The 22,932-nt window shown below is 57.9% G+C and carries 20 protein-coding genes and 3 pseudogenes; 14 read left to right on the forward strand and 9 right to left on the reverse strand.

All coding sequences use genetic code 11. The features are described 5' to 3' along the window. Positions 1-918: 918 nt before the first annotated feature. Complete coding sequence (locus ABCS64_RS03710; protein WP_418890573.1) at positions 919-1,704, reverse strand: enoyl-CoA hydratase/isomerase family protein; 786 nt, start codon at positions 1,702-1,704, stop codon at positions 919-921. Positions 1,705-2,052: 348 nt separating this feature from the next. Between ABCS64_RS03710 and putP the strand changes: the two genes are divergently transcribed. Continuing rightward, positions 2,053-3,579, forward strand: a complete 1,527-nt coding sequence (gene putP / locus ABCS64_RS03715) for a sodium/proline symporter PutP (RefSeq protein WP_418890574.1) — start codon at positions 2,053-2,055, stop codon at positions 3,577-3,579. Positions 3,580-3,672: 93 nt separating this feature from the next. Here the strand turns inward: putP and ABCS64_RS03720 are convergent, their stop codons facing one another. Continuing rightward, positions 3,673-3,966, reverse strand: a complete 294-nt coding sequence (locus ABCS64_RS03720) for an FmdB family zinc ribbon protein (protein WP_418890575.1) — start codon at positions 3,964-3,966, stop codon at positions 3,673-3,675. Between the two features lie 107 nt (positions 3,967-4,073). On the opposite strand from ABCS64_RS03720, the gene ABCS64_RS03725 reads away from it, so the two are divergent. From ABCS64_RS03725 to ABCS64_RS03735, 3 genes are all read left to right on the forward strand, one after another. Next, a complete protein-coding gene (locus tag ABCS64_RS03725) occupies positions 4,074-4,301 on the forward strand; it encodes a SlyX family protein (RefSeq protein WP_418890576.1) in 228 nt (75 codons plus the stop codon). 79 nt (positions 4,302-4,380) lie between these two features. After that, on the forward strand, positions 4,381-5,580 hold the full coding sequence (locus tag ABCS64_RS03730) for an NnrS family protein (RefSeq protein WP_418890577.1): 1,200 nt from the start codon (positions 4,381-4,383) through the stop codon (positions 5,578-5,580). A 438-nt stretch (positions 5,581-6,018) separates the two neighbouring features. After that, a complete protein-coding gene (locus tag ABCS64_RS03735; protein ID WP_418890578.1) occupies positions 6,019-6,894 on the forward strand; it encodes a M48 family metallopeptidase in 876 nt (291 codons plus the stop codon). Between the two features lie 426 nt (positions 6,895-7,320). Here the strand turns inward: ABCS64_RS03735 and ABCS64_RS03740 are convergent, their stop codons facing one another. Next, the gene (locus ABCS64_RS03740) at positions 7,321-8,532 is read right to left on the reverse strand and encodes a phospholipase A (protein ID WP_418890579.1); all 1,212 of its coding nucleotides are present in this window, start codon (positions 8,530-8,532) and stop codon (positions 7,321-7,323) included. A 146-nt stretch (positions 8,533-8,678) separates the two neighbouring features. On the opposite strand from ABCS64_RS03740, the gene ABCS64_RS03745 reads away from it, so the two are divergent. Further along, positions 8,679-8,849 carry a DUF6935 domain-containing protein gene (locus ABCS64_RS03745; protein WP_418890580.1) on the forward strand — a complete coding sequence of 57 codons (171 nt, stop codon included), beginning with the start codon at positions 8,679-8,681 and terminating at the stop codon, positions 8,847-8,849. Between the two features lie 103 nt (positions 8,850-8,952). On the opposite strand, the gene ABCS64_RS03750 is transcribed toward ABCS64_RS03745, so the two are convergent. Further along, complete coding sequence (locus ABCS64_RS03750) at positions 8,953-10,914, reverse strand: peptidase U32 family protein (RefSeq protein ID WP_418891869.1); 1,962 nt, start codon at positions 10,912-10,914, stop codon at positions 8,953-8,955. Between the two features lie 269 nt (positions 10,915-11,183). Between ABCS64_RS03750 and ABCS64_RS03755 the strand changes: the two genes are divergently transcribed. After that, on the forward strand, positions 11,184-11,465 hold the full coding sequence (locus tag ABCS64_RS03755) for a hypothetical protein (RefSeq protein WP_418890581.1): 282 nt from the start codon (positions 11,184-11,186) through the stop codon (positions 11,463-11,465). Between the two features lie 355 nt (positions 11,466-11,820). Next, positions 11,821-12,906: an AbrB family transcriptional regulator gene (locus ABCS64_RS03760; protein ID WP_418891870.1), complete on the forward strand. Its 1,086-nt coding sequence runs from the start codon at positions 11,821-11,823 to the stop codon at positions 12,904-12,906. A gap of 25 nt (positions 12,907-12,931) precedes the next feature. Here ABCS64_RS03760 and ABCS64_RS03765 read toward each other — a convergent pair whose 3' ends face one another. The 5 genes from ABCS64_RS03765 to ABCS64_RS03785 all read right to left on the reverse strand — a co-directional run bounded on the left by ABCS64_RS03765 (position 12,932) and on the right by ABCS64_RS03785 (position 16,345). Next, positions 12,932-13,276, reverse strand: a complete 345-nt coding sequence (locus ABCS64_RS03765; protein WP_418890582.1) for a UbiA prenyltransferase family protein — start codon at positions 13,274-13,276, stop codon at positions 12,932-12,934. 157 nt (positions 13,277-13,433) lie between these two features. Continuing rightward, on the reverse strand, positions 13,434-14,249 hold the full coding sequence (locus ABCS64_RS03770; RefSeq protein WP_418890583.1) for a cysteine ABC transporter substrate-binding protein: 816 nt from the start codon (positions 14,247-14,249) through the stop codon (positions 13,434-13,436). Between the two features lie 38 nt (positions 14,250-14,287). Then, positions 14,288-15,043 (reverse strand): amino acid ABC transporter ATP-binding protein, encoded by a 756-nt coding sequence (locus tag ABCS64_RS03775; protein WP_422653347.1) that lies wholly within the window; start codon positions 15,041-15,043, stop codon positions 14,288-14,290. After that, positions 15,040-15,696 carry an amino acid ABC transporter permease gene (locus tag ABCS64_RS03780; protein WP_418890584.1) on the reverse strand — a complete coding sequence of 219 codons (657 nt, stop codon included), beginning with the start codon at positions 15,694-15,696 and terminating at the stop codon, positions 15,040-15,042. Before ABCS64_RS03780 ends, ABCS64_RS03775 begins: the two co-directional genes overlap by 4 nt. Next, a complete protein-coding gene (locus tag ABCS64_RS03785) occupies positions 15,689-16,345 on the reverse strand; it encodes an amino acid ABC transporter permease (RefSeq protein ID WP_418890585.1) in 657 nt (218 codons plus the stop codon). Before ABCS64_RS03785 ends, ABCS64_RS03780 begins: the two co-directional genes overlap by 8 nt. Before the next feature lie 385 nt (positions 16,346-16,730). Between ABCS64_RS03785 and ABCS64_RS03790 the strand changes: the two genes are divergently transcribed. The 7 genes and pseudogenes from ABCS64_RS03790 (at position 16,731) to ABCS64_RS03820 (ending at position 22,693) form a co-directional block, all read left to right on the forward strand. Continuing rightward, on the forward strand, positions 16,731-17,294 hold the full coding sequence (locus ABCS64_RS03790) for an NAD(P)H-dependent oxidoreductase (protein WP_418890586.1): 564 nt from the start codon (positions 16,731-16,733) through the stop codon (positions 17,292-17,294). After that, a complete protein-coding gene (locus tag ABCS64_RS03795; protein WP_418890587.1) occupies positions 17,291-17,995 on the forward strand; it encodes an aspartate/glutamate racemase family protein in 705 nt (234 codons plus the stop codon). Before ABCS64_RS03790 ends, ABCS64_RS03795 begins: the two co-directional genes overlap by 4 nt. 71 nt (positions 17,996-18,066) lie before the next feature. Further along, positions 18,067-18,909: pseudogene (locus tag ABCS64_RS03800) on the forward strand (ABC-F family ATP-binding cassette domain-containing protein); the annotation flags it as partial. 192 nt (positions 18,910-19,101) lie between these two features. Then, positions 19,102-19,419 (forward strand): annotated as a pseudogene (locus tag ABCS64_RS03805) (ATP-binding cassette domain-containing protein); the annotation flags it as partial. Positions 19,420-19,812: 393 nt separating this feature from the next. Beyond that, positions 19,813-20,013, forward strand: a pseudogene (locus tag ABCS64_RS03810) (ABC transporter ATP-binding protein); the annotation flags it as partial. A gap of 216 nt (positions 20,014-20,229) precedes the next feature. Further along, a complete protein-coding gene (locus tag ABCS64_RS03815) occupies positions 20,230-20,382 on the forward strand; it encodes a hypothetical protein (RefSeq protein ID WP_418890588.1) in 153 nt (50 codons plus the stop codon). Positions 20,383-20,530: 148 nt separating this feature from the next. Beyond that, the gene (locus tag ABCS64_RS03820; protein ID WP_418890589.1) at positions 20,531-22,693 is read left to right on the forward strand and encodes a TonB-dependent receptor domain-containing protein; all 2,163 of its coding nucleotides are present in this window, start codon (positions 20,531-20,533) and stop codon (positions 22,691-22,693) included. Positions 22,694-22,932: the final 239 nt, after the last annotated feature.

The raw sequence follows: 22,932 nt of genomic DNA on the forward strand, positions 1-22,932 counted from the left end.
TGGGGTTCGGAGCACCCCAAAAAACCTTACCCTTTGGGAGAGGATAAAAAGGCAAATAAAGCGCAGAAGAAAAATCAAATCCCATCTGAAGTAACAGAAGCCAAGGCTTCGGCGTGTTGCCCTCTCTGCCCCTTCGGGGCATCTCCCCCACAGGGGGAGAATAAAAAACCCATCGGCCACCGACGCGACGGCTCCGTGACGCCTTCCCCAAAAGGTGGCTGTCCGCTAGCCCGCGTATTTAGGGCGTCTCCGAGGGGTATGCCCTGAAACCCTTATAAATAGAGCGTTCCAAAGGTGCCTGTCCGCAAACGCCCTAAATACGCGGGGTTCAGGGCACCCATATTTGAGACGCTCAAAACATAGCGGCTCGACTTTGCCAAAAGACAAGGCGGCGAGCCACAGACAGTACGAGTAGTACGGCAAGGCCAGGCCAACACAGCAACGCTGTATTTTGGCAAAGGAAGCCGCTATTTCAGAAAGACACGGGGCAGCTTGGCGGGAACAAGGGCTTGATTGTCTGAGCGCAGCGAGTTATCAAGCCCGCCGACAAGCAAACCCGCGACAAGGAGCTTTCTGCGCCTGGGGGTCGCCTTTCTTTGGCGAGGCAAAGAAAGTCAGCGGGGCACGCTGCCGCTCAGCGCAACGGCATCAAGAGAAGCCTCGCAGGTGAAGGTCAGCGCGCAGGTCTTGGCAATTCCTATATTTAAAGTATCTCAGGGTACCTGCCCGCTAGCCCGCGTATTTAGGGCGTCTCCGAGGGGTATGCCCTGAAACCCTTATAAACAGGGCGTTTCAGAGGTGCCTGCCCGGAAACGCCCTGTTTACGCGGGGTTCAGCGGCGCTTGCCGGGAAGCGTTTGGGAATGCCTGTTGCCCTCACGCCTCGATGACCCGACGTCCCGACACGTCCCGCCGCCGGTCAGCGCCCGCTGAATTTTGCCGGGCGTTTGTCCAGAAAGGCCGAAACCGCTTCGGCAAAGTCTGCTTCCTTGGAGGATAAGTGCATGGCCACGGCTTCTTCTTGGTTGAAGGTTTCCAGCTCACTGTAAAAATAAGCGTTGAGCAAGGCTTTTTGCCGTTCCAGGATTCGGGTCGGCTTGTGCAGGAGTTTCTCGGTAAAAGCTTTTCCCTGGGCTTCCAGGGCATCGTCGGGAACGATCTCGGTGGCCAGCCCCAGATCCTTGGCTTCCCGGGCGCTGAGGGCGGTTTTGAGCGTCATCAGTTCATAGGTGCGGGCAGGCCCCAGATTTTTGCCCAGAAAGTACATGAGGCCGGTATCTCCGGACAGGCCGATGCCGTTGAACGCCGGAACCAGCTTGGCGGATTCGGACAGAATGCGGTAATCACAAGCCATCGCCAGGCCGAAGCCGGCGCCAGCGGCGGCTCCCTGAACCACGGCGACAACAGGCTTTTTGCAGCGGCGCACCGCCAGCGCCATGCGCCCCGTACCCAGCACCAGTTCGACGGGCAAGGGCGCCTTGGCGGCAAGAAGGTCGCGGAACATTTTGATGTCGCCGCCGCCGGAGAAGAGCTTGCCGGCAGCCTTCAAAATAACGGCCCGGGCCGGAGAATCCCGCTCGATTTGTGTGAAGACTGCGGCGACTTCGTCCAGCATTTCCTGGGTAAACGCATTAGCCGTGTCCGGTCGGTTCAGGATAACGACGTCGATTTCGCATTGTTGCTCATAAATGAGATGCTGATACATGGTTTCCTCCGGTGGCAGTTAAAGGTTCACTCAAGGATTCGCGCAGTCTAGTCGCCGCCGCTTTTTGTTGTCAAAGCATCGCCTCCGGAAGTCAACGATCATTGCGCGCAGTTTTCCGTTTTATATTTTTTGATGCGCCGAAGCCCTTATTTTTAAAGGGGCTCCGGGCGATTTATGTTTTCTGCCATGTTTTATGAGTTTCCGGCAAGGATTCGAGAAACGGGCGTGCGACGATTCTTGTCTCCGGATGTTTCCTGCGCCCAATCTGAAAATCTGGCCGCGGCGGACGGGGAACGTTTAAAATTCGCAGCTGCAGGGAAATCCGGAAAACACAGCGAAAATAATTTCATGAACCCGATCTACATTACTTTTGGCATTTATCTTTCCGCCGTTCTGCTCATTGGCATGGCGGCCTATTTTTCTACCCGCAATTTCGACGACTACATCCTCGGCGGGCGGCGGCTGGGCGCTTTCGTCACGGCCATGTCCGCCGGGGCGTCCGATATGTCCGGCTGGCTGCTGATGGGCCTGCCGGGGGCGATTTACGCCAGCGGGCTGAGCAAATCCTGGATCGCCATCGGCCTGGTGATCGGCGCCTGGCTGAACTGGCTGATCGTCGCGGGACGGCTGCGCGTGCATACCGAGCACAACAATAATGCGCTCACCCTGCCCAATTATTTCTACCATCGTTTTGGTGCGCAGGGGCAGTTCATGAAGGTTAGCTCCGCCATCATCATCCTGTTTTTCTTCACCATCTATTGTGCGGCGGGTGTCGTGGCGGGCGCGCGGCTGTTTCAGAGCCTTTCCCCCGGCCTGGATTACACGACCGCCATGTGGCTGGGGGCGGGCGCAACCATTGCCTATACCTTCATCGGCGGCTTTCTGGCGGTGAGCTGGACGGATACCGTGCAGGCCACGCTGATGCTCTTTGCGTTGATCCTGACGCCGGTCATGGTGTACCTGTCGCTGGGCGGTACGGCGCAGATGCACGCCGCCATTGCCGCTGTCGCGCAGGAAACGGGGAAACAGTACGACAGCCTCTGGACGGGAACGACCTTGATCGGCATCCTCTCCACGGCGGCCTGGGGGCTGGGGTATTTCGGCCAGCCGCATATCCTAGCGCGCTTCATGGCGGCGGAAAACGTCAAATCAATCGGCGCGGCCCGCCGCATCGGCATGACCTGGATGATCGTCTGCCTGAGCGGTGCGGTGGCGGTCGGCTATTTCGGCATCGCCTACTTCGGCGGCAACCCCGACCAGGTCGGTGTGATGGAAGGCAAGGATGAGCGCGTATTCATTGCCCTGACGACGCTTCTGTTCAACCCGTGGATTGCCGGCATCATCCTTTCCGCCATTCTGGCCGCCGTGATGTCTACCCTGTCCTGCCAGCTGCTCGTCTGCTCCAGCGCGATTACCGAAGATTTCTACAAGGGCTTTCTGCGCCCGAAGGCGCCGCAGAAAGAACTGGTCTGGGTGGGCCGCGTCATGGTGCTGGCGGTGGCGGTGATCGCCATCCTGATTGCCGCCGATCCGGATAGCACAGTCCTCGGGCTGGTGGAGTTCGCCTGGGGCGGTTTTGGCGCGGCTTTCGGCCCCATCGTCATTCTCTCTGTTTTATGGAAGCGCATATCCGCCAGCGGTGCGCTGGCCGGCATGATTACCGGCGCCTTGGTGTGCGTCGTGTGGCTGGTTCAGGTGAAGAACCCCGCGCTCGCGGCGGGGCTGGATGGCTGGCGAACCTTTTACGAAATTGCGCCCGGTTTTGTCGCCTGCGGGGTGACCGCCGTACTCGTTTCCCTGCTCGGCAAGGCGCCGGACGCCGCTGTTCAGGCGCGTTTCGAGCAGGCCGATGCGGATTTTCGGGCGCAGCGCTGAACGGCGTAGGTAAGGGGAGGCGATGTCGGGCGGCGGTGCCGACCGACACCGCGTGATCGCTGCGCCGATACTGGCCGGCTGTAGCCCGCGTCCTTATTGGGCTGCCGGCATGCCGATTCTGTCCGGTATGTCAGGCGCGCCTGACGACGGTGCGGCGGCCTGGCTTTTAGCGACGAATTGCTTGAGCGGCGGAATCCAGTGCGTCCACACGTAACGGCCGCCCATGCCCAGAACGCAGGCCCAGAAAACGAGCTGGATGAGAAAAATGATGAGATTGCGCTGCTGCCGACTGATTTTTTTGCCGGGGTCGGTGGCGCCGCAGCTGGGGCAGGCCATCGCCGAAGTGTCGACCTGGTGGCCGCAGGCGCGGCATGAAACGAGCGGCATGACGGGAATCCTCTGGAGTTTCTTGGTTTATTGAAGGCGCCGATTATAATTTGCCGGCGCGGTTTTGTGACGCCGCTGTCTGGGGAACATTGGAAGCATGGATGGGCATGGCCGTGAATGACCGAAACACCGAACTCGAAATCCGCTTGAGCCTGATGGAAGATCTGGTTGAGGAACTCAACCGCACGGTTTTCCGTCAACAACAGGAACTTTCGCTCCTGCAAGCGCAGCTGCGCCATCTTTACCGGCAGATGCAGGCGGATGCGGAAGCGCAGGCAACGGCTGGGTCCGCCGCGCCGCCCAGCCTGCGTGAAGAGGTGCCGCCGCATTACTGAACCGGATTGGTTGATGCTTGTGCGGCGTTGCGGTATCTGCGCGGCATGGATATGTTTTTTGCGATCACGGAGTTTCATTTTGGCCATCATTCAAATCGACGAACCGCGCCTCCGCCCCAAAACGCCGCCGGCAGGTTTTGCCCTGTTTGCCCTTGGCTTCCGCCCCTTTTATCTGCTGGGCGCGCTGTTTGCCGCGTTGGTGCTGCCGCTATGGCTCGCCCTATACGCCGGCGACGTCGAACTTGCGCCTGTGCTGCCGGGTATGCTCTGGCACGGTCACGAAATGGTGTTCGGCTTCGCCGTTGCCATCATCGCTGGTTTTTTGCTAACGGCTGGGCAGGTTTGGTCGGGACTGCCGACGCCGAAGGGCGGGCGGCTGGCCGCGCTGGTCGCGCTCTGGCTGGCCGGGCGGCTGGCGATGTTTTCCGGCATGCCTATTCTGGCGGCGGTCGTCGATCTTGCCTTTCTGCCGACGCTGGCCGTCGTCATCGGGCGTCTGCTTTATCGCGCCCGTAATCGCCGCAACTATTTCGCGCCGTTTCTGCTGCTCGCGCTGGCGGCCGCCAATGCGCTGGTGCACGCCGGCGCGCACCTCTGGTTTGATGTTGAACCGTTGATTGGCCTACACCTGGGCGTGGCGCTGATTACCGTGCTGGAAACGATAATCGCCGGGCGCATCGTGCCGAGCTTTACGGCTAATGCGTTGAAAACCGTGCCGTGGCGCAACCCTTGGTGCGACCGTGCGGCTGTGGTGCTGACGGCGCTGGCGCTTTTTGCCTGGGCGGTTGGCGCGCCGCCGGGATTCGTCAGCGTGCTGGCGCTGCCCGCCGCCGCCGTGCAGCTCGTGCGTATCTGGGGCTGGCGGCCATGGCCGACACGCACTACGCCGCTGCTGTGGATTCTGCATGTTGCGCACGGCTGGATTGTCGTTGCTCTGCTGGTGCTGGGGCTGGCCGCCTTCGGTCTGGCTGATCCGGCGGCGACGCTGCATATCCTGAGCGTCGGCGCAATGGCCGGGCTGATCATCGGCATGATCACGCGCACGGCGCTTGGCCATACCGGACGCCCGCTCAAGGCCGGATTTGGCGAGACGCTCTGCTACTGGCTGATCGGCATCGCGCTCATCCTGCGCGTCGCTATCTGGTTCGGCTTGCCAGATCGCTACTACATTCCGTGCCTGTACGCTTCGGCAACATCCTGGACGCTGTGTTTTCTCATCTATCTGTGGAAATACGTGCCGATCCTGACTCGGCCGCGCGTGGACGGCAAACCCGGCTGAACGAGCGCTTGGGCGAAGCCTCGCGACGATGCTGGCTACCCGACTTGCGCCGGAATGTGTAGAAATTTGCGCCGGTTTGCGGCGGGTTTGCGACAGGTTCGCGCCTGATATCCCAAGGGAGCGATTGCTGGATACAGCGTTTTTGGCCGCCGAAAACAGAAGGCGCCTGAGGTTCTTGCTGGCATTGACGCGGGAGTTTGGGCGTTTCTTTTCCCGTCAATGCCTTCGCATAATTGCGCGGGAGGCACGCGCACAGCGTCCATTGCCGCCGGTCAATGCCATCCGTGGCGTCGGTCAGGCGGCGGCTTGCCGTGGCAGATGTGGTTCGGCGCGGTCTTTGCGCATAAAATACGTAGGCTCCGTGCGTGTAGGCCACATCCGCTGTCCGGCCGTTACCCTCAGTGCGCATTCAGAGTCGTGCCCGCATGAAGGTATGGCATGCAGTATCCGGATGCGCATTTCGCTCATTTTCTGACGGGAGAAATCATGCAGAAGAACAGGCAACTGATCGTCACCTTGCTGACCGCGCTGGCGCTATTCGGCTGCGCGTCGGTTGATACGACTTCCGGCGGCCAGGTCGGCGTTAGCCGCAAGCAGATGATGCTTGTCTCGTCCGCCGAAGTGAATCGGGAAGCGGCGAAAGCCTATCGCCAGGTCATTGCCGACGCCCAGAAAAAAGGCATGCTCAACCAGAACGCCCTCCTGGTGCAGCGCGTGCGCAGCATTTCCGCCCGACTGATTCCGGCCACGGCCACTTTCCGTGCTGATGCGCCGGGCTGGCAGTGGGAAACCAACGTGATTTCATCCAAGGAACTCAACGCCTGGTGTATGCCGGGCGGCAAGATCGCCGTCTATACCGGGCTGATCGAGAAGCTCAACACGACGGACGATGAGCTGGCAGCCGTCCTCGGCCACGAAATTGCCCACGCGCTGCGTGAACATGGCCGGGAAAAGATGAGCCAGTCCGCCGGCATCAATGTGGCGACGGGCATTGGCGGCGCGCTGCTCGGCGCCTATCTCGGCGTCGATGCCAAACTGGGCCAGCAGGCGCTGGGCGTGGTCGGCGACCTGGCGTTCATGCGCCCCAACTCGCGCGGGATGGAGCAGGAGGCCGATCGCATCGGCGTCGAACTGGCGGCGCGCGCCGGCTACGATCCGCGCGCAGCCATTTCCCTGTGGCAGAAGATGGAAAAGGCATCCACCGGCTCGGTGCCGCAATGGCTCTCGACGCACCCGTCGCATGGCTCGCGCATTGCCGATCTACGTGTGTACGCTGACCGCGTGTACCCGCTCTACACCGCCCGACCAAAATAAACGCGACGATCCGCCGTGTGTGTTCGGGCGCGCCGAACGCCTGCGCGATACCCGAAATCGCTCAGATTCAGACGAAGATTCAGACGACTGCATCTCACCGCACGCACCGCGCCTGTGAGATACCCTTTGACGGCATGCCGCTGAAACCCGCGTCAATCGGCGGTTTCAGCGCCGCTGTAGCCCAGGTAAATAAGGGCGTTCCGGGGAGGGGGTGGTGTGGGGCGGAGGAGAGGCTATTAGCAGCGCTTTCCGGGCGTCATCGTCGTTGGCTTCGATAAAGCTCACTGTTGCTTCGATAAAGCTCACTGTTCGATGGCTTCATGCGCCGGCGGCACATCAATCGCCGTCCGTTTTGCGGGGGAGCGGGGCAGGCGCGCCAATGCTGTCGGGGCCGAGTCCAGGAACAGGGTCGTCGACGGCAGAGGCTTACTGCCAGTCGACAATTGAAATGCCGAGGCCGAAGGTCGTCTGCCGATGGTTGTAGTCGAGCAAGGTTTCGCCGTAGCCAGAAGAGGCTTGCAGATAGCCCTTGAAGTTGCGATGGATGGGGAAATTCCATTCGGCGAGCAGCGCGCCGCGCGAATGTTTGTGCAGCAGCGGGCCGCGCGCCGTTATCGACAGGGCATGTTCGCCCGCGTACCAGCGCGCTTGCAGGTCGCCGCGCCCCAGATAGTGGGCGATGTCGGGGTTGTCGTTGAGCAGGCTGCCGCGGCCGAGAATCTGCCAGGCGCGCCCGATCAGCTGAAAGTTGCCGTATTCGAAGCCCGCTGTGCCGATGAGCCGGTTCCAGCTGCGCGATTGCGGCAGGCCGCGTCCGTTCGACTGGTGGTTGAGGGCGAGCGATAGCATGCGCAGGCGCAGGCCGCCGCCCAGATGCAGGTTGCTGCGGAAGACGGAGAGAATTTCCGGTTCGTAGATCGTGTCGCGGAATGGCGCTGAGTTGCTGTAAAGCTGCCAGTTTGATTGCTGCGTGTAGCCCGCCCAGAGGTCGCCATATTTGCCGAACAGACCTTCCGTCAGCTTGGTTTTGAAGCTGATCTGGAATTTCGCTTCGATGTTCTCCAGGTCGAGCGGCTGGCCGACGCGGTTGTTCGGATTGGGCGAGGCGGGCAGCGTATTGGGCGAACTGCTCCAGCGTACCGGCAGCAGGTAGTTGAGCTTGTAGGGGCGCAGGTTAAACGTGCCGCGTTTGTCCGCCGCGTCGAGTTCCCAGCGTGCGGACAGGCTGCGCTTGTCGCTCGGGGCACTTTCCGCCAGTGCCGGCAGCGTGAGGCCGTTGCCGGAGGCGGCCGCCGCCGAAGCGGCCGAAGCATCCGATGACGCGCGGCTGTCGGCGTCCGTGCCGGCGGTGGCTGCCCTGTCGGCAGCGCTGGTTTGCGAAAGCTGCGCAGAGGCAGTTTCTCTCGGCGGGTTGAGAGTAGCGGGTGCGCCGGCGCTTGTGCGGCCGACCGCAAGGTCGTAACAGGCAAGGCGCGCATGGTCGTCGCTTAATGCGGCGCAGGCGGCCGGGTTGCCGGTGGAGACGGTAGCGGAGGCGGGCGTTGCGGCGGCAGCGGCCGTGGAATGCGCGCACATCGCAGCGCTTGTGCAGGAGAGCAGAAGCAAGCCAAGCGCATTGGTCGGTCGGGTCGGGAACATCGTTGATTTCCTTGATAAATAATGCATTGCGGTACATTTTACCCGGATATCGCCAATGCGCTGGATTTCCCCTTCCCGGTTGGTGCATGCCGATACGCCGTCTCGTCACCGCTTGCCGATCTGCGGCTTGCCGCCATGCGGGGTAAATGGATTTCGGTGCGGACAGCCCGCGCCCTGTATGGGTCAAGGAATACGATGGGCTGTGGTATACCATCAACAATGCGAGTACCTATTTACGGGTGCGTCCGCCACGGGCTGCGATCGAAAAGCGGAAAAATGCGCATGACGCTGACTACGACAATGTTCCGTCGAAGTGAATCTGATGCTTGCCCGCCCCTTTCTGCTATGGAGTGAAGCGCGCCGGCGTGTTTAGGCATGGTTCGCGGCTGACTGGCTAGTTGGTTAGGTGGCGCCGGCCTTTTATTTGACTGCCGCGGTCTGCGGCGAGAGCCGAAGCGCGCGGTTTTTCCTGAGCCTGCCGATGACGTGCATCTCACAGGGGCCGCAGTCAAAGCACAGGATTAGCCTTTCTTTGCCGTTTAGCAGGATCAGCGGATCGGGACGCAGTCCCTTGACCTGCCTGGGACACAGCTGAAGGCTGTAGCGCACGCAGTGTTTGGTCACCATCAGCGAGACTTCACCTTTTTCCTGCCGGCATTCATAGGCGGGCTCAATGAGGCGGACGCCGTGTTTTTCATAAAAGGCACGTGCTTTGGCGTTATAGACGTTGCCAAGATAGCTGAGCGTATCTGCCGGATAGGGCAGCGGAGGAGTCCGTGCAGCATGGTGGGGTGGGCGGGTGTAGGCGGCTTGCCGGGCGGTATCTAGAGCCTCAATGCCTTGCCGGCGCAGGGTGTTGAGTGCCGCTGCGGGGATGAAGCGGGGCTTGGTGTGCGTTTCCCAGTCGATGTCGATGGCGGCGGCTGTGTAGATCGTATTGCCGAGCCGGCCAAGCGCTTCGCGCACGGCGGTTGTGGCGCGCTCGGGGTGCTGTGCCGTCTCTTTGGCATGTGTAAGGCGGGCTTCGGCGCAGATGCCGCGTTCGTCGGTCAGGCGCAGAGCAAACCCTTCGGGAGTTTCAGCAAAGGACAAATTCAACGACAGGCGTCGTTCAGCGGATTTTTTCTCCAGCAGGCGCTCGAATTCATAATCGAGGTTGCGATGTACCGGGGCGCCGACACGCAGACTGGCGGGCAGCCTGCCGCCGGGCGTCAGCCGGTAATGGCCGGGGGCACCTTCGATCGGTTCGGCCAGATTGATGCGGAGGCCGGTTAATTCGCCCAGTTCGCCATCCGGCGTGGGAAAGCTGAGGCCGTCGCCATTGTGCAGGGAAACGCTGCTCTGCACTTCAAAATATGCTTGACCGAGGCGGGTGATATGGCCAATTGGTTCGCCGGTGAATTTCGGCGAGTCGAAGGCGCCGATATCAGCATGGCGTTTATTGACGAAGTAATCGGTGGCGCCGCGGTTAAAGGTTTTTTCTGGTTGCGGCGTGAAGAAAAAGGCACAACGGCCCGAGGATGCGCGCCGCCAGCCTTCTCCGGCGTCGATAATGGCGTCGAGCTGCTGCCGGTAACAGGCGGTGATATTTTTGACGTAGGCCAGATCCTTGAGGCGGCCTTCGATCTTGAACGAGCGGATGCCAGCCTCGATCAGCGGCCGCAGGTTGGCGCGCTGGTCGTTGTCCTTGAGCGAGAGCAGGTGTTTGCCGGAGCGCAGCGTTGTGCCGGATGTGTCGGTGAGCGTGTAGGGAAGGCGGCAGGCTTGCGAACAGTCGCCACGATTGGCGCTGCGTCCGGTGTGCGCATAGCTCAGGTAGCATTGGCCGCTGTAGCTGACACACAGTGCGCCGTGGATAAAAAATTCGAGCTCCGCCGTCGTTTGGGTGGCGATGGCATGAATCTGCGCCAGTGACAGTTCGCGCGCCAGCACCAGCCGGGAGAATCCGACGCTTTCGAGAAAGCGCGCTTTTTCCGGCGTGCGGATGTCGCATTGTGTGCTGGCGTGCAATTGAATGGGCGGCAAATCAAGTTCAAGCAGCCCCATGTCCTGCACGATCAGGGCGTCCGCACCGGCTTCCCAGCATTGCCAGACGAGGCGGCGCGCAGTTTCCAGTTCATCGTCACGCAGGATGGTATTGAGTGCGATCAGCACACGGGCATTGAAGCGGTGCGCGTGTCGGGCCAGGCGTTCGATATCCGGCAGGGCATTGCCGGCATCGGCACGCGCGCCAAAAGAGGGACCGCCAATATATACGGCATCCGCACCGTGCTCGATGGCGGCCATGCCGAAATCGGCGTTTCTGGCGGGTGCGAGCAGTTCTATTTCCCGTGCCTGTGCACGTTTTATCCCAGGGATGATTTCCCGCGTGGTTTCATGCATGCTTGCCCCGGTCTTTTGCGCCGATTCGTGGCCGGATCGATGGTTGGGAAGACTCATTAAGAGTTTTTTGGGTGGTCTGATGAGTGCAGTGCCTATTGTAAGTCATTGATCTGGAATGTGCTTACCGTAATTCTTACGATATTTGACGGTGTTTCGAGAGTGCGAGCGAAATTTTTTGTCAACCGCCGTATGGACAGCGCGTTAATCGGCTCATGGCGACAGATCATCCATGTCGCTGGATCAAAAAAAGCATAGCAAAGGAGTTGAACATGGGTAGTCTGAGTAAAGAATCTTTCGACGCTTTTCTGGAATCGCTGAAACGGGCGGGTGTCGCCATCTACAACGAAAGTGAATTGCGCGAACGGTTGGCCGAGGCGCGGCGCTGGCAGTATGCTTTTGCAACGCTGGCGTCCAATGGACGTGCGTTGGGCATCCGCTTTGAAGATGCGCGTAATGGTGTCGATGAGGTGGGTATCCGCCGTACCTTCTGCCGGTTCCATTTTCCGAAAAGCATCGAAACGGCTTTTGCCGCCAGTCTCCGTGCCGCATAAGCGTTGGTGCATTCAACCTTGAACGCTGGCGGAGGGCTTAAACTTAAATAATATTAGAAGCGCCATTTTTCAACCTGCCAACTTGACAGCCGCACTGCCTTGGGCGTGCGGCTGTGTTGTCAGTGGTCATTTGTAGTCATTCTTCGTTTTTCTTTCCGACCCGCTAATGGCGGGTTTTCTTTTTTCAGCTCCCGCTGTCTCTGGTTATTCCGGCTAACCTCGGTAGAGGTCGTCAAAATGCGTCTTTTTCGGCATTTCCTGTGCGAGTCGCAGTATCATGCTCGCCCCCTCATTGGATCCGGCCGCCTCAACAATGTCCGCAATTTTGCACGGGCAATCCGTACCTTGCCAAAACATGCAGTGGGTCGCATTGCTCCTATTTTCAGTTACCGTGGGTGGCACACTGGTCTGGTTGGGTGTTCCCGCAGCATTTTTTCTCGGTTCGGTGCTGTGTGGGATGAGTTTCCGGCTTTTGGGCGCGAGGCTGAAATTGCCGCGTCCTTGCTTCATTTATGCGCAGGCGCTGGTCGGCTGTGCAGCGGCAAAGAGCATGACGCCGTCGGTATTGGGGGCGCTGACCGAAAACTGGCAAGTACTCGGTGCCATGGTTTTGAGTTCGGTAATTGCCGGCGGGTTGGTGGGCTGGTTTCTGACCCGGTGGCGGGTGTTGCCGGGCAATACAGCGGCTTGGGGCGCTTCGCCCGGTGGCGCGAGTGCGATGATTGCGCTGGCCGAGGCCTATGGGTCGGATGTGCGCATGGTGGCGATGATGCAGTATCTGCGCATGTTGCTTGTCGTTCTGCTGGCCTCGCTGGCAGTACATCGTCTATCGGTGCCACATCCCATTGATGTTGCGGCGAATGCGCGGTTTTCGTTATCTGCTTTTTTCCTGGGCGATCTGGTGCAAATGGCGCTGACGCTGGTGATTATGGCGATTTGCGGTTTTATTGCCTGGCGTTTACGCATCCCTGCCGGTGCTTTGCTGGTGACGATGCTGACCGGTGCCGTCATCAATGCGGCGGGCTGGATGGATTTCCGTCTGCCGCCGGTTTTTCAAATGGCCGCTTCGATGCTCATCGGCTGGTTCGTCGGACTTGGCTTCAACCGCACGCTGTTATACGCAAGTCTGCGCAAGATGCACTGGCTCTTTTTCTCAGCCTTCATGCTCATTGGGCTGTGCGCATTTTTTGCCTGGATGCTGCACCGTTTTGCTGGTAGTGATCTGCTGACCGCTTATCTGGCCACAACGCCCGGTGGGCTGGATGCAATCATTTTGCTGGCAATGGATAGCGGCACAAAAACGGATATACCATTTGTCGCGGCAACACAGACTCTGCGCCTGTTCGTTGTGATCTTGACCGCGCCGCCGCTGGCACGCTGGATTTGCCGCATTGCCGGGCCTTTGAATGCTTTAAATGGGGTGCAGGCAGCGGGGACATAGTCGGTTGCCCGACGGCCGGCGGCGGTTACGAAAGCGATGGCAGGCCCACCATTCCGGCTAGCAGGATGGCACCGAAGACCATACCTGTCGCCGGGCTGACACGATCGCTTGATGGCGAAAACGACCGGCTTTTCTTGCGCAGATGCTGCCGGTCGTTTTCCAGATCGGGCAGGTCGCTGACGACATAGACGGAGGATGCGCAGATGCTGAAGGCAAGAAATGCCAGCAGCAGTGAAAGCCATGCATCGGGATTGGAAAACTCAAGCACAGCCAGCGGATGATCCCCCAGCAGACGCACGGCCGATTCGTGCCGCATGTCGGTATAGATCAGCGAGCCATCCAAATCGACGACAAGTACGCTTTCTGTCACAACCTTTTCGCTAAAAGCGTTCAATACGATGAGCCAGAGCCATGAGCTGGCGCCTGTAAATCAAGATGATGGGCCAAGGTCAATGCGGCGCGATGGCGTTTGCGCCGGGTGTGGTAAGCTAGATTTTGTTTCTCTACGACCTGTTGTCCGCCTAAGCTTATTTTAGGTTGTCGACTAAAATTTCCGAAGCGGGCACTTTGTCACCGAATACGGGCCGCAGCGTTTTCTGGTAAGCAGCCTTAAGTACGCCGTTTTTGCTGATTTCCTCAATTTTTTCATCCAGATAGGCGCGTAGTTTGTCATCGCCTTTGGCGACGGCTGGAGCGATAAAGTCATCGTTGCCCAGACGAGCGATACCGACGGTGTAACCAGGATGTTCTTCTGCCCAGGCGAGCAGCAGGGTATTGTCGTGTGCCAATGCCTCGCCGCGCCCATCGACAAGAGCGTTGAAGGTTTCGGTGTTGTGGTCGAACTTCAAGCTTTTGATTTCCTTGTGCTCCTTGCTGAAGTAACGGTCAGCCGTCGTGCCTTTATTGAGCAGCAGGGTTTTTCCCTTGATCTGGGCGATGTCGGTGATGACCGCTTTGTTGGGGGATACGACACCGAGTGCGACTTTCATGTAAGGTTTGGCAAAATCGACAACCTTGGCACGTTCCGGCGTGACGGTGAAGTTAGCAAGAATGATGTCGACCTTGCCAGATCGTAGGAATTCGACGCGGTTGGCAGCTTCCACCAGTACAAATTTGGCCTTGTTTGCGTCACCCAGCAGATCTTTAGCGATATAACGGCCGATCTCAACATCGAAACCTTGCGAGATGCCTTTGGCGTCGACATAGCCGAATGGGGGCTTGTCGCTGAAAACGCCAATACGAACTTCCCCCTTGGCTTTGAGGTCTTCAGGGCTGGCGGCAAATGCTGAAGCCTGGGTAAATAGAGCGCCAAGTAATGTAGCCAGGAGAATCGTCTTTTTCATTGGAGAGTCCTTTCGGTCAAGTCAAAAAATTAAATGTGTCAATAATGCATAAGGTTGAGGAATGCCTGTGCCCGTTGTGAGGCTGGGGCAGTGAAAAAAGTTTCCGGATCGGCCTGCTCGATGATTTTCCCGGCGTCCATGAAAATGATGCGGTCGGCGACCTTACGCGCAAAGCCCATTTCATGCGTGACGATGAGCATCGTCATACCTTCGGCGGCCAGTTCGAGGACAACGTCGAGCACTTCGCGCACCATCTCCGGGTCGAGCGCAGCGGTGATTTCGTCGAGGAGAAGAAGTTTTGGATTCAGGCAGAGCGCGCGGACAATGGCGATGCGCTGCTTCTGGCCGCCGGACAGTTCGCGCGGATAGGCTGTTTTGCGCTCGTAAAGCCCAATGCGCTGCAATAGCTGATCGGCTTGTGCTTCTACTTCATCGCGTTGTCGCTTCTGTGCCTTGAGTGGGCCCAGCAGGATGTTGTCCAGCACATTGAGATGGTTGAATAGTTCATAGCTCTGGAAAACCATGCCGATGTGCTGACGGGCGGCGTGCCAGCCAATATCCTCTCCCAGTGCGCCGTAGCCGTCGAGAAAGATTCGCCCGCCCTGAGTGGGCTCCAGTCCGTTGATGCAGCGTAGCAATGTGCTCTTCCCGCAACCGGAAGGGCCGAGCAGAACGACCACTTCGCCGGCGGCAATATCCAGATTGATGTCATGCAAGGCATGAATATCGCCGTAGTATTTATCAATGCCGCGCAAGCTAAGCAGTGGCGCCGTTGTGCCGGTTACGGATTTCATGACTCCCGCTCCTGTTTTTCCAGGCGCGCTGCCAGCAGAGAAAGTGGATAACAGACGATAAAGTACAGCACAAATACGGCTCCATAAATCCAGAATGAGGCGCTTGGGTGCAACTCGATAATCTGCTGCGCAACTTTAACGACTTCGACAACGCCGATCAGGGCGGCCAGCGCTGTCGTCTTAACCATTCGCGTCAGCAGGTTGACTATGCCGGGCAAGGCGCGGCGGATACTTTGCGGCAGCAGCACGTAACGGAAGGTTTGTGCCTTGCTCAAACCGAGTGCCAACGCTGTTTCGCTCTGATGCCTGTCAATCGACGAGAGCGCTGCGCGCACGAGGTCACCCATTTCGGCAATGCCCCATAGGCTAAAAACGAAAATGCAGACCACATACGGTTCCCAGTGCCAGTCGAACCAGCCAGCCAGTCCAAAATAAAAGATGAACAGCAATACCAGAAGCGGAATGAAGCGGATCAGCTCCAGATAGCAGCGGCAGCAAAAACGCAGCAACCGACTGGGCAGCATCATCAGTATTCCGAACAGTACCCCGCCAAGAATTGAAATACCCATCGAGACGACGGAGATGGCGAATGTCATCTTCATGCCAAGCAATAGCCGCCAGGCATATGCGCCCCATTCGACCGGTTCAGCCATGGCTTGCTTTGCGTACCTGGCGTTCGATCCACGGCGCCAAGGCGATTACGGGTAGCAATAGTGTCGCATAGCCGAGCACCAGCATCAGCAGTGCCTCGTTCGTTTGGTAATCCAGGCCGATTAACTCCTTGCTCAGATTGAGTAATTCCACTACCGCCAATACGCCGACAACCGAGGTCTCTTTGATCAGGAATAGCGTATTGGCAACCAGCGCCGGGACGGACGCCGCAAGTGATTGCGGGAATACGACATAAATAAAAGTTTGTGCGGGGGTTAGCCCAATGCTCAGCGCTGCCTCTTGCTGAATCTTGTTCACCGATTCAATGCCGCCGCGGAACGCTTCGGCCATATAAGATGTCCCCAGGAAGGTCAGTCCGATCACCCCACAGACAAAGCCTGATAGGTGGACGCCCAGTTTCGGCAGGCCGTAATAAAGGAAAAATAATTGCACCAGCAGCGGCGTGTTGCGTGATAGCTCGATATACAGGCGGCAGAATCGAGCGAGTACGGGCAAGCGGTAGACGACTGCAATGCATACCGACAGACCGAGTAGTAACGACAATCCGACGCCCCACAGTGACAAGCGTAGCGTTTCTCCCGTTGCGCTAATGTATTGCGGAAAAACTTCGCTGAGATAAGCAAAATCCATGGAAAGTGGTGCAATAAAAGTAATGCGATGAAACACCGATGAAGCAGCGTGTGGAAGTTGGGCATTATCCCTGAAAGCATGGCGGGCGAAGAAATCTTTTCGTCATGGTGAAATAACTTGAAGTTATAACCCCTGCTATCGTGGGTAGCTGGTCACTTTCTATCGTCTTGATGATCTATCCGGCAGGTTGTGATTATCGGCGTGTCAGGACTGCGGATGAAGGCGTAATGATTGTCCAGGTATGCGCTTTTTTTGCTGGTCGTTTATATTGCACCATTTGCCTTGGTGTGATTGCTTTCACATGTGTGTGCGATCCCATTGATGGCTTGATCGTGTTATCAACCTTTTCCAGAAAATTCTCCCAGAAAACGCAAAGGAAGTTGCCATGAAAAACATCCTGATTATTTCCGGCCATCCGAACCTGCAGCAGTCTACCGCCAATCGGGCGATTCTCGATGAACTTGCCGGTCGTCTGCCCCATGCGCAGATTCGCCGTTTGGACGCGCTGTATCCCGACTACCAGATCGATATTGCCGCCGAACAGCAGGCACTGCTTGCCGCCGACGTGATCGTCTGGCAGTTCCCGCTTTTCTGGTACAGCCTGCCCGCACTGCTTAAGAAATGGCTGGACGATGTGTTCACGCACGGTTTTGCCTATGGATCAGGTGCCAAATTGGGCGGCAAGCGGCTGATCATTTCCTTTACCACCGGCTCGCCAGCCGAAGCCTATGCGGAAGGCCAGGCGATGAATTACGCCATCGAGGCGTTTATTCCCCCTTTACGCCAGACAGGGCTGTTGTGCGGCTTGCAGTTCGGGCAACCGGTCATTTCCAACAGCATGATGTACATTGCCGGACTCAGCCGTGAGGAAGATCTGCAAAGCGTGCAGGCCAAGGCCAGGGATCACGCTGGGCGCCTGGTGCGGCAGATCGAGGATTTGCCGGAATGAAACTGAAAACCCTGGGCGTCATCGGCGGTATGAGTCCGGAGAGCACGGTGTCCTACTACCAGTGTATCAACCGCGAAATCAATGCCCGCCTGGGCGGCAATCACAGCGCCGACATCGTGATGCACAGCCTGGAGTTTGAGCCTATTGTGCGGATGCAGCGAGCAGGCGACTGGGCGCAGGCCGGAGAAGTCCTTGCGCAGAGTGCCCGCCGGCTGGAAAGCGTTGGCGCACAGGCGCTGGTATTGGCGACCAACACCATGCACAAGGTTGCCGATACTGTACAGAACGCGGTTGGTATTCCTCTGCTGCACATTGTCGATGCCGTTGCCGATGCCCTCCGGATCAATGGGCTGCATACCGCCGCTTTACTGGGGACGCGCTTTACCATGTGCGACGGTTTTTATACCGACCGCTTGCGTCTGCGGGGCGTGCATGCACTTGTTCCGGATGCGGCGCAGCAGGATGAAATCGATCGGGTGATTTTCGAGGAGCTGTGCCGCAATCGCCCGACTGCCGAGGCGCGCGCATTTTTTCAGAGCGTCATTGCCGGTTTACAGGCAAGCGGTGCGCAAGCGGTGATTTTCGGCTGCACTGAAATTGGTTTGTTGTTGCAGCCGGAAGAATGCCCGTTGCCCGTCTTCGATAGCGCCCGGATTCACGCACTTGCCGCCGTGACATTTATTTTGGAGGGATACGTTTGACGTGTTCGATGCTTTCTGAGCGGGTGCGGCCGGAGCGCCACCGCTTAATGATTTGTTAAAGAGCTGCTGAAATGCCCTATCTGACGCTTTCCGATGCCTCATTGGCTTACGGTCATGTGCCGCTGCTCGACCACGCCAGTTTTCAGCTCGATCCGGGTGAGCGTGTGGCGCTGATCGGGCGCAACGGCAGTGGTAAATCTTCTCTGCTGCGCGCCTTGGCGGGGCAGGGCGCGCTCGATGATGGCGTGGTGTGGCGGCAGCCGGGGCTGCATTTGGGGTATGTGCCGCAGGAGCCCCTGTTTGCGCCGGATATGAGCGTGTTTGAGGCGGTCGTCGCCGGCATGGGCGAGGTTTCGTCACTGCTCGCCGAGTACCATGCCGTGGCGCATGAAATTTCCGCATCGCCTGAGCGTCAGGTATTTCTGCTCGATCGCCTGCACCATCTGCAAAATGCGCTCGAGATGCGCCAGGCCTGGTCTTTTGAAGCGCAGGCGGAACAGGCGATCCAGCGCTTTTCACTCGATGCCAGTGCGCGGGTCGGCACGTTGTCCGGCGGGCAGAAAAAGCGGCTGGCGCTGGCGCAGGCATTGGCGGTGCCGCCGGATGTATTGCTGCTCGACGAACCGACCAACCATCTCGACATCGAGGCTATCGAATGGTTGGAGGACATGCTGCGCGCGTCTGCCGTGGCGATGGTTTTCATCACGCACGATCGGCATTTTCTCGACCGTGTTTCGACGCGCATCGTCGAGCTGGATCGCGGCCGCCTGCAATCATTTCCCGGCTACTTTGCTGATTACCAGGCGATCAAGGAAAAAGCGCTGCACGACGAAGCAAGCCTTAACGCTCGCTTCGATAAACTGTTGGCGCAGGAAGAAATCTGGATTCGTAAAGGCATTGAAGCGCGGCGAACGCGCAACGAAGGCCGTGTGCGCCGGCTTGAACAGTTGCGGCGCGAACGCGCGGCACGGCGGGAACGCCAGGGGCGCGTCGAACTGGCGATCGACGCCGGCAAAAAAAGCGGTCGCCTGGTGGCTGAATTGGTCGATGTATCCAAAAGCTTTGGTGATCAAGCCGTGGTGCGCAACTTTTCCTGCCGCCTGCAACGCGGCGACCGCATTGGCATTATCGGCCCCAATGGCGCGGGCAAGACGACGCTGCTGCGCCTGATTCTCGGCGAACTGGCGCCGGATACCGGTCAGGTGCGCTTGGGGACGCGCCTGCAGATTGCTTATTTCGATCAATTCCGGACGCAGCTCGATGAGGAAGCGGCGCTGGTCGATGTGATTTCTCCCGGCTCGGATTATGTGGAAATCGGCAATGAGAGGAAGCACGTTATCGGCTATCTTGGCGATTTTCTGTTTGCGCCCGAGCGCGCCCGTTCGCCGGTCAAATCGCTGTCCGGCGGCGAACGCAACCGGCTACTGCTGGCACGCCTGTTTGCGCGGCCTGCCAATGTGCTGGTACTCGACGAGCCGACCAACGATCTGGATATCGAAACGCTGGAACTGCTTGAACAGCTGCTACAGGATTACACGGGCACACTGTTCCTCGTCAGTCATGACCGCGCTTTTCTCGACAATGTGGTGACGCAGATCATCGCGCCGGAAGGCGAGGGCCGCTGGTATGAATCGGTCGGCGGCTATGGCGACTGGCTGGAATACCAAAAAGGGCGTCAGAGAGAACGTCAGGTCGTGCAGCGCACTGGTGGCGCGCATCGTACAGTCTCGGCAAAGCATCCGGCAACGACAGCGCCGGCATCGCCCGAATCTCTTGCAGAGAAAAGTTCTGCCGGAGGACGGCGCAAGCTGGGTTACAAAGAAACGCGCGAACTCGACGCTTTGCCAGGGCGTATTGCAGCGCTGGAGGCGGAACAAAAAAGCACCATGCTGCGGCTGGAAGATCCGGCGCTGTATCAGGCGCAGCCCGACGAAGCGCGGCGTTTGTCGACGCGACTCGCCGAAATCGAGGAAGAGCTCATGGCCTTGCTGGAGCGCTGGGCGTTTCTGGAGGGCTGAATCGCGCGCTCGTCGATAAGTGCGGGACGGATCTGAAGGGAATCTGAAGGGAGAGTGCGCAGATTCTGCTGAGGTATTGCGCCGGTTTTTTCTGCAACATCACATCAAAAATATATCGAAGGCCGCAGCGACTGCGGCCTTTTTCATTGGCGTGTTTATGTTTTTTACCGAAGGCGATCATGGATGGATTGGGTTACCGGATTTTTCCGGAGAAGCATGAAAAACCATGAATGGCTTTGGGGACATGTGTTGCGTAATAGCAAGAGAAAAGCCGTACTCGGCGTGTTTTTTGATCGTAACTATAAAAATGTTATTGATGATTATTATCATTTATTGCTTAATAATAAGCCAGCCGGCGAACACATTTAATGTGCCTTGTTTTGCTGCTGAGAGAGACGTTGCAGCGTGCCAGCACTGCGCTTGGGCACTCGTGATTTACGCCTTGTGAGAGATGCCAAAACATGCCGTCCACCGGCCTGGATTTTTGATTTACCCGAATATGCATGGAGAAGATTTGATGAAGAAAACCTGTCTGGCAAACAGCATTGCGCTGTTGGGCGTATGCCTTTCCATACCGGCATTCGCTCAGGAAAATGATTCCGCCAAACCACCCCGTACGTCCTCTGACTCCGCAAGTACGGAAGTGAGCCTCGCGCCGGTGACGGTCACTGCCAACCGCATGGATAGTTCCGCCGCAACATATGCCGGGCAAGTCAGCGTGCTGGAAAACGAAGACTTGCAGGGCAGTGAGAATGTCGTTGAAAGCCTCAGCCAGATACCAGGCTTCGAGACGGGCTACGATCATGGTCGTCAGATCGGCTCGCAATTCAAGATTCGCGGTTTTGGCTATCAGTCGGAGAATCGGGTGATCATCGAACAGGATGGCATCCGGCGCTCGGTGAATATGTTTTCCAACCATATTTCTTCTTTCCGTACGGATCCGAATCTGTTGAAGGAGGTTGAAGTCGTCAAGGGCGGCTCTTCCGTGCTGCATGGTAGCGGCGCCATTGGCGGAATCGTGAGTATGCGGACGAAGGATGCCAAGGATTTTCTCGCCGCAGGTAAAGAAACAGGATTGACCGTCGGTGGCCGTTATGATGTCAACAACAGCCGAAGTGGGTATTTGGCTTTTGCGTTTGATCCAAAAAACAGCCCCTTCGATTTCGTTGTCTATGGGCGCAGAGCCGAATTCGGCGACAACAAATTGGCTGCCGGCGGCGTAGTGACGACCGATGGTAAACGGATTACGCATGCCGCGAACGATGAAAATATCAAGAACACTATGCTCAAGCTGGGCTGGGATATGACGCCGGAACAACGGCTGTCCTTTTCATACTTCGACTATAACGAAAATCTGGAAACTACATGGCAGACGTTGTACGGCGTTGATCCGGGCAAGTCGCCCGTGTATGGATGGCTCAAGCAAAAGGACTACAGTGTTAGCTACCAGTTTGCCCCGGCGAACAATCCGTGGATCGATCTGGAGGCCAAGCTCTATACAAGCAAGGCGTCCTATTCGCGCATCTGGGATGGGTTGTCCGCCAACCGTTATACCAACTGGGATGAGCGCTGGGGATTGGGTGTCAAGAACAAATCTAAATTTAAACTCGGTGCGGTTGATAACCAGCTTGTCATTGGACTCGATTATGAAGACCGCAACGAAGATGCGCACATGGTCAACAAAGGGAAAGTGTCCGCGTTTGGCTCGATGCCCAATTACTATAAGGACCTGGGTATCTATGCGCAGGATACCGCCAGCTTTGGCAAGCTGGATGTGACCCTTGGCGCGCGTTACGACAGCTTCCAGCGCGGTGTCGATAAAGGCGGCGCGAAAGGATACAAGGATAGCCGTCTGTCGCCGAAAGTCAGTCTGGCGTATCAGGCCTTCGATGGCATCTACCTCCTGGCCGGTTATGCGGAAACCTTCCGCGGCCCGACACCGCACGAAACCTCATCCGATGGTGCGTTAAATCCCCATTACTGGTATGTGCCGAACGCTAACCTGAAGCCGGAAACGGCCAAGGAGTATGAGATCGGCTTTTCGGTCGATAAGCAAAATTTACTGGGTCATGATGAACTCTATTTCAAGGCGACCTATTTTGACGGCAAAATCGAGGACATGATCTCCCTGAAGGAGGCGCCTGAACTCGGTACGCCCCCCGACATTGGCGATCGTGTTACAACCCGTCAATATGCCCAGTACCGAAATGTCAGCGCGGCCAAACGCAAGGGGTATGAAGTCGAAGGAAAATACCGCTGGCGTGACTGGAAATTCGGCGGCGGATACGATCACCTGAAAATTATCGATAGCGCAACCGGCAAGCTGGAACAGCCCTCGGTGGATAAGCTCTCTTTCAATGCTTCCTACACCCATCCGGGGTGGAAGCTGACCGGCGGCGTCAAGTTAACCCACTGGTTCAAGCCGAAGCGCGACATCTATGTCCGTAAAATTCGCGGCGTCGAATACCGCTACATCAACCAGGCGTTTACCATCGTCGACCTGTTTGGCAGCTGGAAGCCGGTAGATAGCGGCATGAGCTTCTTCGACAAGAACTTCACGCTGAATTTTGGCATCAACAATCTCTTTGACCGGAAGCGTATCCATTACAACAGCTATGACACGACCACCATGGTCGGCCGAGGGCGGAATTACTACGTTTCATTTGATAAGCGTTTCTGAAAATCCGGCGCGGCCGTGGACGTTCGGACGCCACAGACGTTCAGCCCGCCGCACGCCGCCGCTACCGCGCTTAACGTGCAATGCAGGCAGATGCCGGCAGCGGCGGAGCAGGCTCGAAGCCCGAATGGAATCCCGGGTGGAATAAGGGTTTCCGGGATGCCTGCTCGCAAACGCCCAATTGACGCGGGTTTCAGAGCTGTCCTGTCTGAAACGCCCAATCCACGCGGGTTTCAGCGACA

The organism is Dentiradicibacter hellwigii, from assembly GCF_041770905.1.
Taxonomy (GTDB): Bacteria; Pseudomonadota; Gammaproteobacteria; order Burkholderiales; family Rhodocyclaceae; genus Propionivibrio; species Propionivibrio hellwigii.

Bases quoted from the DNA above. Each gene is read 5' to 3' on its own strand.
- ABCS64_RS03710 (WP_418890573.1), bottom strand. From the start codon at position 1,704: ATGTATCAGCATCTCATTTATGAGCAACAATGCGAAATCGACGTCGTT.
- putP (WP_418890574.1), top strand. From the start codon at position 2,053: ATGAACCCGATCTACATTACTTTTGGCATTTATCTTTCCGCCGTTCTG.
- ABCS64_RS03720 (WP_418890575.1), bottom strand. From the start codon at position 3,966: ATGCCGCTCGTTTCATGCCGCGCCTGCGGCCACCAGGTCGACACTTCG.
- ABCS64_RS03725 (WP_418890576.1), top strand. From the start codon at position 4,074: ATGGCCGTGAATGACCGAAACACCGAACTCGAAATCCGCTTGAGCCTG.
- ABCS64_RS03735 (WP_418890578.1), top strand. From the start codon at position 6,019: ATGCAGTATCCGGATGCGCATTTCGCTCATTTTCTGACGGGAGAAATC.
- ABCS64_RS03740 (WP_418890579.1), bottom strand. From the start codon at position 8,532: ATGTTCCCGACCCGACCGACCAATGCGCTTGGCTTGCTTCTGCTCTCC.
- ABCS64_RS03745 (WP_418890580.1), top strand. From the start codon at position 8,679: ATGGATTTCGGTGCGGACAGCCCGCGCCCTGTATGGGTCAAGGAATAC.
- ABCS64_RS03750 (WP_418891869.1), bottom strand. From the start codon at position 10,914: ATGCATGAAACCACGCGGGAAATCATCCCTGGGATAAAACGTGCACAG.
- ABCS64_RS03755 (WP_418890581.1), top strand. From the start codon at position 11,184: ATGGGTAGTCTGAGTAAAGAATCTTTCGACGCTTTTCTGGAATCGCTG.
- ABCS64_RS03760 (WP_418891870.1), top strand. From the start codon at position 11,821: ATGCAGTGGGTCGCATTGCTCCTATTTTCAGTTACCGTGGGTGGCACA.
- ABCS64_RS03770 (WP_418890583.1), bottom strand. From the start codon at position 14,249: ATGAAAAAGACGATTCTCCTGGCTACATTACTTGGCGCTCTATTTACC.
- ABCS64_RS03775 (WP_422653347.1), bottom strand. From the start codon at position 15,043: ATGAAATCCGTAACCGGCACAACGGCGCCACTGCTTAGCTTGCGCGGC.
- ABCS64_RS03780 (WP_418890584.1), bottom strand. From the start codon at position 15,696: ATGGCTGAACCGGTCGAATGGGGCGCATATGCCTGGCGGCTATTGCTT.
- ABCS64_RS03785 (WP_418890585.1), bottom strand. From the start codon at position 16,345: ATGGATTTTGCTTATCTCAGCGAAGTTTTTCCGCAATACATTAGCGCA.
- ABCS64_RS03790 (WP_418890586.1), top strand. From the start codon at position 16,731: ATGAAAAACATCCTGATTATTTCCGGCCATCCGAACCTGCAGCAGTCT.
- ABCS64_RS03795 (WP_418890587.1), top strand. From the start codon at position 17,291: ATGAAACTGAAAACCCTGGGCGTCATCGGCGGTATGAGTCCGGAGAGC.
- ABCS64_RS03815 (WP_418890588.1), top strand. From the start codon at position 20,230: ATGAAAAACCATGAATGGCTTTGGGGACATGTGTTGCGTAATAGCAAG.
- ABCS64_RS03820 (WP_418890589.1), top strand. From the start codon at position 20,531: ATGAAGAAAACCTGTCTGGCAAACAGCATTGCGCTGTTGGGCGTATGC.